Origin of the sequence: Pseudomonas bharatica CSV86 (assembly GCF_000319305.2) — a bacterium.
GTDB lineage: Bacteria > Pseudomonadota > Gammaproteobacteria > Pseudomonadales > Pseudomonadaceae > Aquipseudomonas > Aquipseudomonas bharatica.
Genome location: NZ_AMWJ02000002.1, coordinates 294,482 through 308,112, shown reverse-complemented (window position 1 = coordinate 308,112; position 13,631 = coordinate 294,482). Strand labels below are relative to the sequence as shown.

At 59.5% G+C, this 13,631-nt stretch carries 11 protein-coding genes and 1 pseudogene; 8 read left to right on the top strand and 4 right to left on the bottom strand.

The features are described 5' to 3' along the window. Positions 1-110: 110 nt before the first annotated feature. Genes CSV86_RS15065 through CSV86_RS15050 form a run of 4 tightly spaced genes read left to right on the top strand, consistent with a single transcriptional unit; the run spans position 111 to position 4,922 of the window. Entirely contained in the window at positions 111-1,904 is a 1,794-nt protein-coding gene (locus CSV86_RS15065) for a hypothetical protein (RefSeq protein ID WP_009397104.1), read from the top strand. 52 nt (positions 1,905-1,956) lie between these two features. After that, positions 1,957-3,966 (top strand): hypothetical protein, encoded by a 2,010-nt coding sequence (locus CSV86_RS15060; RefSeq protein WP_170394844.1) that lies wholly within the window; start codon positions 1,957-1,959, stop codon positions 3,964-3,966. Further along, a complete protein-coding gene (locus CSV86_RS15055) occupies positions 3,918-4,295 on the top strand; it encodes a hypothetical protein (protein WP_170394841.1) in 378 nt (125 codons plus the stop codon). Before CSV86_RS15060 ends, CSV86_RS15055 begins: the two co-directional genes overlap by 49 nt. 15 nt (positions 4,296-4,310) lie before the next feature. Next, a complete protein-coding gene (locus CSV86_RS15050; RefSeq protein WP_170394839.1) occupies positions 4,311-4,922 on the top strand; it encodes a hypothetical protein in 612 nt (203 codons plus the stop codon). A gap of 361 nt (positions 4,923-5,283) precedes the next feature. On the opposite strand, the gene CSV86_RS15045 is transcribed toward CSV86_RS15050, so the two are convergent. Further along, a complete protein-coding gene (locus CSV86_RS15045; RefSeq protein ID WP_000349485.1) occupies positions 5,284-5,598 on the bottom strand; it encodes an ArsR/SmtB family transcription factor in 315 nt (104 codons plus the stop codon). Between the two features lie 141 nt (positions 5,599-5,739). Here CSV86_RS15045 and CSV86_RS15040 point away from each other — a divergent pair, with 141 nt between their 5' ends. Then, positions 5,740-6,744, top strand: coding sequence for a permease (locus tag CSV86_RS15040; protein WP_040363373.1), 1,005 nt, complete (start codon positions 5,740-5,742; stop codon positions 6,742-6,744). A 12-nt stretch (positions 6,745-6,756) separates the two neighbouring features. Continuing rightward, complete coding sequence (locus CSV86_RS15035; RefSeq protein ID WP_000610830.1) at positions 6,757-8,034, top strand: ISL3 family transposase; 1,278 nt, start codon at positions 6,757-6,759, stop codon at positions 8,032-8,034. A gap of 59 nt (positions 8,035-8,093) precedes the next feature. Here CSV86_RS15035 and CSV86_RS15030 read toward each other — a convergent pair. The 3 genes and pseudogenes from CSV86_RS15030 to CSV86_RS15020 all read right to left on the bottom strand — a co-directional run. Then, a pseudogene (locus tag CSV86_RS15030) lies at positions 8,094-9,278 on the bottom strand (ISL3-like element ISPpu12 family transposase); the annotation flags it as partial. Between the two features lie 21 nt (positions 9,279-9,299). Beyond that, on the bottom strand, positions 9,300-9,812 hold the full coding sequence (lspA, locus tag CSV86_RS15025) for a signal peptidase II (RefSeq protein ID WP_003821921.1): 513 nt from the start codon (positions 9,810-9,812) through the stop codon (positions 9,300-9,302). A 3-nt stretch (positions 9,813-9,815) separates the two neighbouring features. Beyond that, on the bottom strand, positions 9,816-10,712 hold the full coding sequence (locus CSV86_RS15020) for a cation efflux transmembrane domain-containing protein (RefSeq protein WP_004364974.1): 897 nt from the start codon (positions 10,710-10,712) through the stop codon (positions 9,816-9,818). A gap of 95 nt (positions 10,713-10,807) precedes the next feature. Between CSV86_RS15020 and cadR the strand changes: the two genes are divergently transcribed. Both cadR and CSV86_RS15010 read left to right on the top strand, forming a co-directional pair. Next, on the top strand, positions 10,808-11,215 hold the full coding sequence (cadR, locus tag CSV86_RS15015) for a Cd(II)/Pb(II)-responsive transcriptional regulator (protein ID WP_009403731.1): 408 nt from the start codon (positions 10,808-10,810) through the stop codon (positions 11,213-11,215). A 97-nt stretch (positions 11,216-11,312) separates the two neighbouring features. Continuing rightward, on the top strand, positions 11,313-13,571 hold the full coding sequence (locus CSV86_RS15010; protein ID WP_170394832.1) for a hypothetical protein: 2,259 nt from the start codon (positions 11,313-11,315) through the stop codon (positions 13,569-13,571). Positions 13,572-13,631 lie beyond the last annotated feature (60 nt).

The following is a 13,631-nucleotide window of genomic DNA, read 5'->3' as shown; positions in this document are numbered from 1 at the left end:
TTGGCAACCTGATAGTTCTGCCAGTACCGGCAACGCGTAGCGGGGTGTACAAAAACTCCACTGCAAGCGAAGGCCTGCCGGTTGATTCCGGCCACTGATAGGAATGACTCATGAATGATTTACCCAAGCCGTCCATCCCCTTGTTGCGCGGCGACACCATTGACCTGGAGGACCTTGGAGGGGATCTGGCCACCTGGATCAAGTACCCGGGGATTGCCCTGGGCGACGAGGTCTATCCAGTGTGGCGTGGCTGCGGCCAGGACAGCGCGGCCTATGACTACGCCGGCGAAGTGATTGAAATCGACGACTCCAACTACGATCCGGAGATGGGCTTGTCGATCGCTATCAGGGGCAGCCTGCTGAACGCCCTGGACCAGGGCTGGGCCATGTACTCCTACTCGGTCGCGCTGCAGGGGGGCGAGCGTGGTCCGGAGTCGCTGCGCCAGTTCTGCTATGTCGGGGTACGCCCGCAGCAGGCTGCCTTGTTGCCGGTGGCGCAGATGCGTGACTCCCACGACCTGGCCCTGGACTCCGGCAGCGTCATCGGCAGCACCACCCCGGCGGTGGTCCCGCCGTACCTGGCCATGCGTCCGCGAGACAAGGTGATCCTCAGTTTTGCCGGTTATTACGACGACGGGGAGCCGGATGACACCTGGTCGCAGCCCAAGGAGCTGAGCGCCGCCGATGTCGGCAAACCGCTGGTCTGGCAGGTGCCCAAGAGCCAGTTGAGCTGGATCGAGGGCGGTCATGCCGAGGTCAGCTACCGCGTCGAATACGCCTCGGGCGAGCAGGCCAGTGACTCGGCAGTGCAGACTTTCCGGATTCGCCCGGCGGACTCCGCGCGCCTGCCGGCGCCGCAAGTCGAGGGGCATGATGGCGACAGCCTCGATCCCGGGCATTTCCCCGATGGCCTGTACCTGCGCATCGCGCCCTGGCCGGACATCCAGGACGGCGACCGCCTGCTGGTGCACTGGATTGGCGGACGCGATGCCGACAGCGTGATCAAGTCGCTGCGCATCGATACCTCGGCCATCGATAGCGGGGTGATCGAGGTGCTGATCGAGGCCCACTGGCTGCAGGCCAATATCGGCAGCCAGGTGCGGGTGTTCCACCAGTATGCCCGCGAGGGCGTGGCCCACAGTAGTGAAGACCTGGCCCTTAACATCCGCGCGCCGCTGAACCTGCTACCGCCAAACGTCGAGCACGCCACGGCCGAGGGCGGCGCCGGGGAAAACAAGGGCGTGTTGCTGGCCTTCGATGCCCGCACTGGCGCTTACGTCGACGTGCCGGACAGCTTCCCGCTGGGCCCGGGCGATCGCCTGGCCGTGCACTGGGCCGGTCATCCGGCAGGTGGGCAGCATATCGCCGACACCCCGGTCGACGGTCGTGAACGCCGCTTCCGCATTCCCTCCACGGCCATCGCGGCCAACATGGGCCCGGGCGAGACCAAGCGTTTCGAAGTGTTCTACCAGCTGACGCCCGAGGGCGAAGAGCCACTCAAGTCGGTGCCTTTCAACCTGCGGATCGAACCGATCGCGCGCAGCCTCTACAGCAATGTGCAAATCGTCCAGGCCGATTCCGGGGCCTTGTCCCTGGCCAGGGTTCCCGCTGCCGGGGCCGACCTTGTCCTGGCCAGGTGGTACTTCATGGCCGTGGGCCAGTTGCTGAGCATCAAGGCCAGCGGAGTGGACGCCGGGGGCCAGCAGGTCAGCCTGATGGTACGCAACGCCGCGCCCGTGACCGCCGCCGAAGTGGCGGCGGAGCAGATCGAGGCGAGGCTGATCCGCATGTTCCTCGAATCCTTGCAAATGGGGCAGAACTTCACCCTGACCGCCGAGGTGAGTTTCGACGGCGGCGGCAGCTATTACCCCTTCAAGGACCTGAACCTGCCCCTGAGACCCTGACCGCAAGCCAACGCCTGCTTATGCAGCCCTGCACCGAAAGAGGATACACACCATGGAATCCAAAGCTTCCCTTGACGACATGCTTGAGTGGTTGCGCGGCGGTTCGCGGACCGGCGGCTTCAACTGCATCGTCGCTTACGACCGGGCCAAGACCAATGCCGTACTGCTCCAGGAGTACATCGAGCGTTTCACCGCCGGTACCTACCTGGAACCCATCAATATGGACGTGCCGACCTCGGGCAAGACCCGCGAGCTGACCTACGACTACATCCTCGATGCCGGGCGGCTGTCCTTCGAAAACGCCACCATCGCCAGATCGAAAGCCCGCTTGACCATGCACGTCATCGGCGGTTCGCAGGTGTCTTTGGAGGAGTCGGACTCCGGCCAGCTAAAGGTGGCCGGGATCAGCTCCATCGATGCCCTGCAGGGACCGCTGGTGTACATGGACATCGAGCTCGAGGCAACCGAGGGGCTGATCAGCGAGGATGGCAAGATCTACCTCGACCTCAATAAAACCTTCGAAGTCATCATGCTTACCTTTGCGGCGACCGACCGTGAACGCAAGATCGGCGGGGAATTCCTCAATGAGTATTTCAAGGGCCTGCCGGAGGACCAGCAGATCCACGTACTCAACGAGCTCAAGGTGGTTCCTGGCCAGTACCTGGTGCCCCAGGAGTTCTTTATCCGCACCCATGCGGCGCCCGGAGGCAAGGATCCGAATTCCATCCGGCATGGTGCGGGGGCGGTGCTGGTGTACATCACCACCCTGGGCCAGGAGAACGGCAAGATCGCGGTCAAGGACGAAGACCAGCCGTACCTGATCCCGGATGGTTTCTCTGCCAGCATGCTGCTGGGCCACGACTTCCTGATGGCCAGGATCTTTTCCGAGGGCTGCCGGGCCCTGGCCGATGACGGCAGCGAATATGACTTCGAACTGGTCAGCTATCAGGAAGGCATCGTCGATCATATGCGGGTATTGCGAGGTGTCGCCAGTGGGCCCGATATCACCGGCAGCAGCGCGACCTTCAAGGAGATCACCGCCCGAGTGCTCGCCTTCCCGCTGGCCGACGATGATGTAGTCTTGACCTGCAAGTTCAGCGACGACCGTATCACGCTGGACTGGAAAGGCTTTTCGCGGCTGCGCCTGACAGTCTTCCTGCAAAATGACCAGATGCAGGACTTCTGGGCCGATGCGTCCTGGCACATCATCCGTTCATTCGAACCCCGGCTGGACAGCGCGACGGGCATGGTGAGCCTGGTGGCTCTGGACGAGACCCCGATGAAGCGCCTGAAGGTGAGTCCCGGTGTGCATGATTATCCTCCGGTGATCGAAAACTTCGGGGAGATCACCGATCTCCTCGAGCCGCAATTGACGCAGCGGCTGTTCGACACCCTGGCGAGATTCTCGGAACCAGCGTCGGCCATCGATATATTTCGCCTCAACAGCATCCTGTTCAGGGGCGACAACGTGGTAGTGCTCAAGGACGTACACCAGCCTCGCGATATGTTCCTGATCGGTGATGTCTCTCCCTCCCTCACTCATTTCTCCATCACGCCCATGGACGAGAAGGTCGGCCCCGAAGGCCAGGTGACGTTCAAGACGGTGCCGCCGGTCAGCGGTGTTACCTGGTCGGTGGAGAAGGTCCCGGGTTCGTCCGACAAGGTCGGCAGCATCAGCGCCAGCGGAGTGTATACCGCGCCGAAGAAGAGCGAGCTCGATGGCAGCTTCACCCGGGTCAGGGTCACGGCCACGGTGGGCGACTACCGCCAGAGTGCGCTGGTCAGCATCGTCAGCCGGGACATTGCCCTCAACCCGCTGGTGGTGTCCATGGGGTGGACAGCGGGGTGCTCCGGGAAATGTCGGCGGGCACCCTCGGTGACGGCGAGCTGGTCTGGTCGATCGCCGACCCCAGTTCCGGCTCGGAGATCGTGCCGAGCAACGTCGAGTTCGGTGACAAGGCGTTCAAGCCCGGGCCGAAGAAGGACGTCCATATCCTCGTCGAGGAAGTGGTGGTGGAGAACAAGAGCACGGGCTCCAAGGTGTCCAGCTACGTTGTGGTGACCCACGTCCAGGGCAGCCTGACTATTAAATACGAGAAGACCGACAATCCGGACGAGGTGCAGTTGACGTTCAGGCATGAAATGGAGGACGTGCCCCCGGACGAATACATGACGCTCACGCTGGTTGCCGGTTCCGGAACGATCAGCTCCGACGGTTTATTCAAGATCGATCCAGCCGGCCAGCACAAGTTCGCCGTGATCGAGGCGCTTTACGCAATGGGGCCTTTCAAGTCCAGGGGCCACATCATCCTGCCGATCCCGTTGCTTGATATCAAACAGGCGCTCGAAGTCCAGGCCAAATGCCTGGAGCACAAGCCAGGCAAGCCCTGAGAGGGAGTCACCATCATGTCGGAACATACCCTGCAAGCATTGCTGGCGCGCATGCGCGACAAGCCGGTCACCCTCGGCTGGGGCGCCATCGCCGCCTTCAGCCGCGACCGTATCAACCACCTGCTGCGCCATCAATACGTCAGCGGGCTCAGCGATTTCCGCCTGATGCCGCCGTTCAGTGGCACGGTGTCGCTGACCGATGAGCAAAGCATGCTCGCCACTTTCCAGAACCTGACCTTCGGTGCGCCACGGATTTCCTTCGAACCGGCAGCGCTGCCCATGGCCCGGGTCAGGTTGTCGGTCGAGGTGATCGGTGGCAGCTTCAGCCTGGTGCAGAACCTGATGGACAGCATGCCGCGGCTGCTGACCTGCTTCGATTTCAGCGAGGCCGACGGGTTCACCCTGGCCATGGACCTTGACCTCTCGACGCTGATCGGCGATGTCGACCGCCGTGGTCGCTTCGTCCTTGACCTGGAAAAGGGGGAAAAACCGCTGTGCAACGTGCTGGTCGAAGAGCGGGCGCAGAAAGCCATGGGCGGGCTGTTGCTCGACTTCATCAAGCGGCAGCCGCGCAGCTTGCGCATCTTCGAGATGGGCTTGGTGGACCTTAATGGCTACAACCCCTGAGCCCCAGGGAATTCCGGGTATACGGATTTAATGGTTGATGGGGCACCTTCACCCCATCAATCTGATACCACCCTCAGATGGTTGATAGATCGACTCCGTAGTTGAGTTCCTCTGCGAAGTCCGGCAGTCCGTAACCGATGGTTTTCTTGTAGAAAGGAGAGACCTTCGCAGTCGGTGCCTTCTTCGGGTATCCGGAATTTCTGGTTGATAAAATGCCAAAGATGTAAAGAAGAAAATCTTTCTCAGCGGATTATCTGATTGATCCTCTTCAGCCTACTCTACTGCCAATTTTCTGTTTCCACCTTCGCCTGAGTCTTCATAGCGATGCTGACTAGGGAGGACAGCGAGAGCTGGGCAAGCGTCAAAGCGGTTCTGGTTCATGCGCAATCCGGACACCTGCACAACATTCCTCTTGTAAGAAACCGATCAAATTCTCTAGGTGCCCATACTCGGGTATACAGACAATCGTGCGGCTATGTTTCTCCTGCCGGATCAGCCCTACCTTGGCCATGCGCGCAAGGTGATGTGATAGCGTCGAAGCAGGAATACCCAGCCCCTTCTGGATATCTCCGACCGAAGCCCCATCATGGCCAGCTTTGACCAGAAAGCGGAACACGGACAGTCGGTGACTATTCCCTAGCTCAGCTAAGCTGGCTGCAACCTTTTCGTGATCCATAGCACGCCCCAATAATTCGATGTTTCTAGAATTATAGTTGACAGGTCGGATAAACGCAAGTAGGCTGCGTACATCATTTCGACAATACTAGAAATATAGGAGTAATATTGAATGTCATCTCAACTCCAAGACGCTCTAGGCATGTTCGCCTTTCTCGCTATCGAGCTATCGGTTTTATTCATTGGCATTAGCTTGCTGGTCGGAGTTCTTCAACGTCACATCCCACCATCCAAGGTGGAAGCGTTACTGACTTCCAGTGGGAAGCGAGGCTATTTTCTTGCTGCTGGTTTAGGAGCTATAACGCCCTTCTGTAGTTGCTCGACTATCCCCATGTTGAAAGGGTTGATTCGGGCACGGGCCGGTTTTGGGCCGATGATGGTGTTTCTTTTCTCATCTCCGTTGCTGAATCCTATCGTCGTCGGCCTGCTGGTTGCCACGTTTGGATGGACACTTACTGCTATCTATGTGCTCGCCGCTTTGGTGGTCGCGGTAGGTGCCGGATGGCTGCTTCACACGCTTGGCTTCGAGCGTTATGTGCGCCGGACGGCGACACAAGAGAGCAGTGGATGTAGTTCATCAGCAAGCCCGTGCAGTGCTACATCGACCGCATCGAGTTGCGGCACCAACAGCTGCGACACCACTCCGAAGACGGCTTCTTGCGGGGCTGATAGGAAGACAACAGTCTCTACGTCTAGCGAATGCTGTGACAGTCAACCCACTGTCACGGTTAAGAAAGAAGGGAAGTACAGTGGTGTGTGGCGGGAAGCTTGGTCGGACTTTATCGATGTGTTGCCTTACCTGCTCATCGGTATTGCGATTGGCAGCGTGATCTATGGTTTCATGCCCACTGACTTATTGGAGCAGTATGCAGGCCCAGATAATCCCTTTGCCATTCCAGTTGCCGCTGTCATCGGCGTGCCGTTGTATATTCGCGCTGAAGCCGTCATACCTCTGGCAGCGGCTCTGATGGCCAAAGGCGTGGGTGCCGGGACGGTGCTAGCGTTGATCATCGGCAGTGCCGGAGCCAGCCTGACTGAGCTCATTCTGTTGCGCTCTTTGTTCACGCTGAAGCTTTTAGCGGCGTTTTTAGCAGTCATTTTTGCTATGGCGATGATTGCCGGTTACGCCACCTACCTGTTTTTCTGATCAAGGCGGGAGATGATTAATTCGTTAAGCCTTCCTGGGTACCAGTTGGTGGATTCTGATGAGCAGAATGAAGACATACATTTTCGGCTTGAAGCACCTACACCAGTAGCCTGCGAGGGGTGCGGCGTGCAGGGTGAGTTCGTGCGGTTCGGCAAGCGTGACGTTCCCTATCGTGATCTGCCCATCCACGGCAAGCGGGTCACTCTCTGGGTGGTCCGCCGCCGATACACCTGCCGGGCCTGCAAGACAACATTCAGGCCCCAGCTACCGGAGATGGTGGACGGATTCCGTATGACACTGCGGCTGCATGAGTACGTGGAGAAGGAATCCTTCAACCACCCCTACACCTTTGTGGCGGCACAGACCGGCCTGGACGAGAAGACGGTGCGCGACATCTTCAACGCCCGCGCCGAGTTCCTGGGGCGCTGGCACCGCTTCGAGACGCCCCGCATCCTGGGCATTGACGAGCTATACCTGAACAAGCGCTACCGCTGCATTCTGACCAACATTGAGGAGCGAACCCTGCTCGACCTGCTGGCCACCCGCCGCCAGGACGTGGTGACCAACTACCTGATGAAGCTGAAAGACCGGCAGAAGGTCGAGATCGTCAGCATGGACATGTGGAACCCCTACCGGGCAGCGGTCAAGGCTGTGCTGCCCCAGGCCCGTATCGTGGTCGATAAGTTCCATGTGGTGCGCATGGCCAACGATGCCCTAGAGAGAGTGCGCAAGGGCCTCAGAAAGGAGCTGAAACCGTCCCAGAGCCGGACTCTCAAGGGAGACCGGAAAATCCTGCTGAAACGCGCTCACGAAGTCTCAGACCGGGAGCGCCTCATCATGGAGACCTGGACAGGCGCGTTCCCGCAACTGCTGGCCGCCTACGAGCACAAGGAGCGCTTCTACGGCATCTGGGACGCCACCACACGGCTCCAGGCAGAAGCCGCCCTGGACGAGTGGATAGCCACCATCCCGAAGGGCCAAAAGGAAGTCTGGAGCGATCTGGTCAGGGCAGTGGGAAACTGGCGCGAAGAGACCATGACCTACTTCGAGACGGACATGCCCGTCACCAACGCTTACACGGAGTCCATCAACCGACTGGCCAAGGACAAGAACCGTGAAGGGCGCGGTTACTCCTTCGAGGTGATGCGGGCACGAATGCTCTACACCACGAAGCACAAGAAGAAGGCACCGACTGCGAAGGTCTCTCCTTTCTACAAGAAAACCATCGGTTACGGACTGCCGGACTTCGCAGAGGAACTCAACTACGGAGTCGATCTATCAACCATCTGATAATGGTATCAGGTTGGTGGGGTAAAGGTGCCCCATCAACCATTAAATCCGTATACCCCCTTCTTCTTGTGCTTCGTGGTGTAGAGCATTCGTGCCCGCATCACCTCGAAGGAGTAACCGCGCCCTTCACGGTTCTTGTCCTTGGCCAGTCGGTTGATGGACTCCGTGTAAGCGTTGGTGACGGGCATGTCCGTCTCGAAGTAGGTCATGGTCTCTTCGCGCCAGTTTCCCACTGCCCTGACCAGATCGCTCCAGACTTCCTTTTGGCCCTTCGGGATGGTGGCTATCCACTCGTCCAGGGCGGCTTCTGCCTGGAGCCGTGTGGTGGCGTCCCAGATGCCGTAGAAGCGCTCCTTGTGCTCGTAGGCGGCCAGCAGTTGCGGGAACGCGCCTGTCCAGGTCTCCATGATGAGGCGCTCCCGGTCTGAGACTTCGTGAGCGCGTTTCAGCAGGATTTTCCGGTCTCCCTTGAGAGTCCGGCTCTGGGACGGTTTCAGCTCCTTTCTGAGGCCCTTGCGCACTCTCTCTAGGGCATCGTTGGCCATGCGCACCACATGGAACTTATCGACCACGATACGGGCCTGGGGCAGCACAGCCTTGACCGCTGCCCGGTAGGGGTTCCACATGTCCATGCTGACGATCTCGACCTTCTGCCGGTCTTTCAGCTTCATCAGGTAGTTGGTCACCACGTCCTGGCGGCGGGTGGCCAGCAGGTCGAGCAGGGTTCGCTCCTCAATGTTGGTCAGAATGCAGCGGTAGCGCTTGTTCAGGTATAGCTCGTCAATGCCCAGGATGCGGGGCGTCTCGAAGCGGTGCCAGCGCCCCAGGAACTCGGCGCGGGCGTTGAAGATGTCGCGCACCGTCTTCTCGTCCAGGCCGGTCTGTGCCGCCACAAAGGTGTAGGGGTGGTTGAAGGATTCCTTCTCCACGTACTCATGCAGCCGCAGTGTCATACGGAATCCGTCCACCATCTCCGGTAGCTGGGGCCTGAATGTTGTCTTGCAGGCCCGGCAGGTGTATCGGCGGCGGACCACCCAGAGAGTGACCCGCTTGCCGTGGATGGGCAGATCACGATAGGGAACGTCACGCTTGCCGAACCGTACGAACTCACCCTGCACGCCGCATTCCTCGCAGGCGATGGGATCGGGCACGTCCACCTGGAAGTGCATTTCGTCGTCGGTTGATTTGCAGCCCAGTACTTGGTATTGCGGCAGGTGAAGGATGTTGTCGGGAAGTTCGGTCATGGTGTTGTATAGGCGTAGGTGTCAGTCAGATCCATCCGACTCGGCATTGGTGTTTGCTTTTTTACCCAACAAGCTGCTGGAAACGAAAAGTAAGGCACCGAGGACAATTGCAATATCAGCCAGGTTGAAGGCCGGCCAATGCCAGTCTCGCCAATAGAAATCAAAGGAATCCACAACATAGCCGCGAAAGACCCGGTCAATCAGGTTGCCCATGGCGCCACCGAGGATAAGACTGTAAGCGATGGCTTCTCCTTTATGACGATTTTCAAGGATCAGCTTGATCAGAAAAATCGAGACCACTACCGCGATTCCGATAAAAAAGTAGCGCTGCCAGCCTCCACCATTCGCAAAAAGACTGAATGCGGCACCGGTGTTCCATAGGTGCACCCAGTTAAAGAACGGGGTCACCGAAACATACTCGCCATAGGCCATTGATTGCTGCACCAGCCACTTTACAGCCTGATCAGACGCTGCCAGCAGGCCCGATATGGACAATAGGGCATACGGCGAGAGCTTTTTGCCAATAATGAGCATTATTTAACCCTTCAACGCCAAAATGCGTCTGGCACCGTTAAGTACAATGCCCCCCGCGATGGTGCCGATAATCAGATCCGGATAATTGGAACCGGTCCACGCGACCAGGGCGCCGGCGGTGATGACCCCCAGGTTGATCACCACGTCGTTGGCCGAGAATATCCAGCTTGCCTTCATGTGCGCCCCGCCTTCCCGATGTTTGGATATGAGCAGCAGACAACTGGTATTGGCAATCAATGCGACGAATGCGATAGCCATCATCACCAGCGATTCAGGCTCACTACCGAATACAAAGCGTCTCACCACCTCTACGAGCACGCCCACAGCCAAGATCAGTTGCAGTACACCAGCAAGATGCGCGGCACGTACCTGCATTTTCACGCTATGTCCAACCGCATAAAGGGCAAGCCCGTACACCGCCGCATCGGCAAAATTGTCCAGGGATTCTCCAATCAGGCCGGTGGACCGGGCGATCAGACCGGCAGTCATTTCCACCACGAACAGAAGTGCATTGATGCCGAGCAACCAGCGCAGGGTCCCGGATTCTTGCTTAGCAGAAGCTGCCGAAAACTCGGCGGCCTTGATGGTCTCCGGATTTGCAGCGACGGTTTCCTGAAGCGAGGCGCCTAGCCCCAAGGTCTTCAGTTTCGAGGTGACGGGCTCGACCTCGCCGTCATGCACGACCTTCAGCCGGCGGTTCGACAAGTCGAAGGACAGCGCCCGAATCTCCTCAAAGCCGTTCAGGGCTAGGCGAATCATTCGTTCTTCTGATGGACAGTCCATCTTCGGCACGGCATAAACACTGACCCATCTCCCTGGCGCCTCGGAGGAGGCCTGTATATCGGTATCCGCTGCGGACGTTGCATCACCGCCACAGGCGCCACCACAGGATTTGCTCATGATACGACTCCACTTGAACAATGTTGTGGTACCATTTAAAACTATAAAGCTACTATAAGGTCAATAGAGTAAAGAATCCGTTGGGGAGGAGGCTGATGCGCATTGGTCAGTTGGCGCAGTTGGTAGGGGTCGAAACACAGACGATCCGCTTCTATGAACAGCAGGGCTTGTTGCCGCCGCCTGATCGGCAGGACAACGGTTACCGTGTCTATACCGAGAAGCATGGTGAGGGGCTGGCCTTCATCCGTCGCTGCAGAATCCTGGGCCTGTCACTGGCTGAGATTCACGAACTACAGAGCTATGAGGACGACCCTCATCAGCCTTGTACCGCCGTCAACGCCTTGCTCGATGATCACATCTCTCATGTGCGGTCGCAGATAACCGCTCTGCAAGCGCTTGAGAAACAACTCGTTTCACTGAGAGCGAGTTGCAACGATGACCGGGAAGTTGAGGCGTGTGGGGTTCTTGCTGGAATTAGCGAAGGAAACATGCACCAGCAGTAGGTGAAGCATCAACCAGATAATCCGATGAGATGCCGGTCTGTCTCACTCTCATGCAAAGGTAAGATCAACCATTTAATCCGCTTACCCGGAATTCCATGTGTACACCCAGCCGGCGCCCGGTTCTACCGACGGTGACGGTGCGCTGCTGCTGTTCACCCGACTCAAGGGCATCGACGAGAACGGGGGCGAGCCGGCGCACAACGACGATTTCCCCTACCTGATCCCCAGTGACATGAGCAAGGGCGGCGAGCCCTTGTATAGCGCATCGCTGGTGCTGAACGCGGAACTGCGCGACTGGGTCGGCGAGCGTCCATTGGAGATGATCGAGCGCCTGGGCTTCCCGGCGCGCAACCTGTTCAGCGAAATCCCGAACGGGCGTCATGAGCCGCACGATCTGCTGGTGCTGGGCAACATCCAGCCGGCGCAGCAGAGCGCGGTCATCGAGCCGTTGCTGGGGGCGGTGAAGCCGGGCCAGGAGCGCCAGTTCCGGGTGCGCGCCGCCGATGGCAGCCTGGTACCGGATGTGCAGTGGAGCACGCGCAGCCTGGGCAGCCCGATCTCCGCAGGCAGCATCAGCAGCAGCGGGCTTTATACCGCGCCAGCGGAAAAGCGCATGGGCCAGGACAGCGTGCCTGCCGTAGTCACGGCCAAGTACAGGATCAATGACACGACCTATGAAAGCTCGGCCATGGTTCTCGGCCGCTTCGAACTGATGAGCGTGCAGCCCCGGGCGCAGTCCATGCTCAGCGGGCGGGAGCCGGTGGATATCCATGTTGCGAGCCAGAGTGGCGGCGATCTGGAGTGGACGCTGCTCGCGCCGGGCATCGGCAGCCTGCAGGTGCAGGGCCCGGGGCACGCGGTCTACACGCCGCCGGACAAGGTCGATACGCTGATCAATGTGCAGAAGATCCAGTGCCGCGACAAGCTGAGCGGCGAGACCATCGAGTCGACCATGATCGTGCTGGGCGGCAGCCCGGGTGCGCTGGTAGAGCCGGTGTTCGTTCCCTCCATCGCCCGTGGCCAGACGGCAGCGTTCAGCACCGATATCGAGGCGCAGTACCAGCGCTGGAGCGTGATCGGCGAAGGCAGCGTGGACGCCCACGGTGTATTCACCCCGCCAGACAAGGCCACTTCGGTGATCAGCCTGGTGCTCTGCCAGCTGGTCTATGACGACAGGGTCCTGGCCACCGGCTACGCGGTGGTGCAGTTGTCGGCCCGCAGGGAACTGCCGCACTGGTCGTCGCTTCAGACCTTCAAGATCAGGGCGCCCAACAACCTGACCCGCGCCTATGCCAATGGCTACCAGCAGATTCCCCTGGTGGTGGAGGTGGAGACCACGACCGTCGATTTCGATGGTGAGCAGTACGAGATTCCCCTGACCGATGGCGAGATTGCGTCGATCCGCCTGGCAGACATGTACACCGGCGACGACATCGAGTTTCTCGCTGACGAGCAGGAAGGCATCGAATACGGCAGTGGGGAGGTGACCTTCACCCACAAGTACGCCAACCGCTTCGCCCTGTTCCCCGCCACGGCGGCCGGCCCACTGCAGCGCCAGCCCGTGCCGGAGCCGCGCAACGGCAGGACAAGGTTCCGCGAGCTGTACCTGCATACGACGGCTCGGGACACGCAGAAGTTCTTCGTGCGCTTCACCGACAAGTTCGGCGGAGTCTGGGAGTCGACGAGTAAAGGTGACGAGGAAACCACCATCGAGCTGATCGGGGTTCCTCCACCCTACGTGGACCCGGAGGTCGGTCCGGGCCATGACTTCAACATCGTGCGCGAGCGGGTCTGGCAGGGCCCTGTTGGTGGTGACGACCCCGGCAGCGGCGACGATTTCACTTACTACATGGAGTCGGTGGACTACTGGTACATCATCTACCAGAGCCTGGGCCGGCCGATACCTTTCGCTACCCTGCAGATCGAGGAAAACACCTCGACCATGCAGTGGGAAAGCGAGCAGATCTCCGAGACCTTCTTCAGCTACACCGGCTACTGCTTCTATCCGTACAACTTCCCCGGGTACGACGAGCGGCCGCCCCGGCTGTCATTCGACACCTACTTCCAGAGGCTGGGACTTGAGGCGTTGGGCACTGCGATCCGCGAGGAGTTCGAAGATGACTTCACACCGGCCCCGGGCCAGTTGCTGGTCAGCAACCACCGCGTGGCGGACATGCGGTTCTGGTACGACGACATGGCCGAAGGCGATCCGAACAAGCGCTTCCGCGAGAAGCTGGACAAACCGGTGATCTTCGTCCTGCTGGATGTACATGGCAATCGCCATCGGCTGGCGGTGGGCTACGAGTCACCGACCAAGGAGGACAGCCGCAACACGCTGGTCCTCAAGATCCAGTAACCGCTCTGCAATCCAGGCGGCGCGGGCCAGCGACCGGGGCCCGCGCCACTTGCTCTTTCT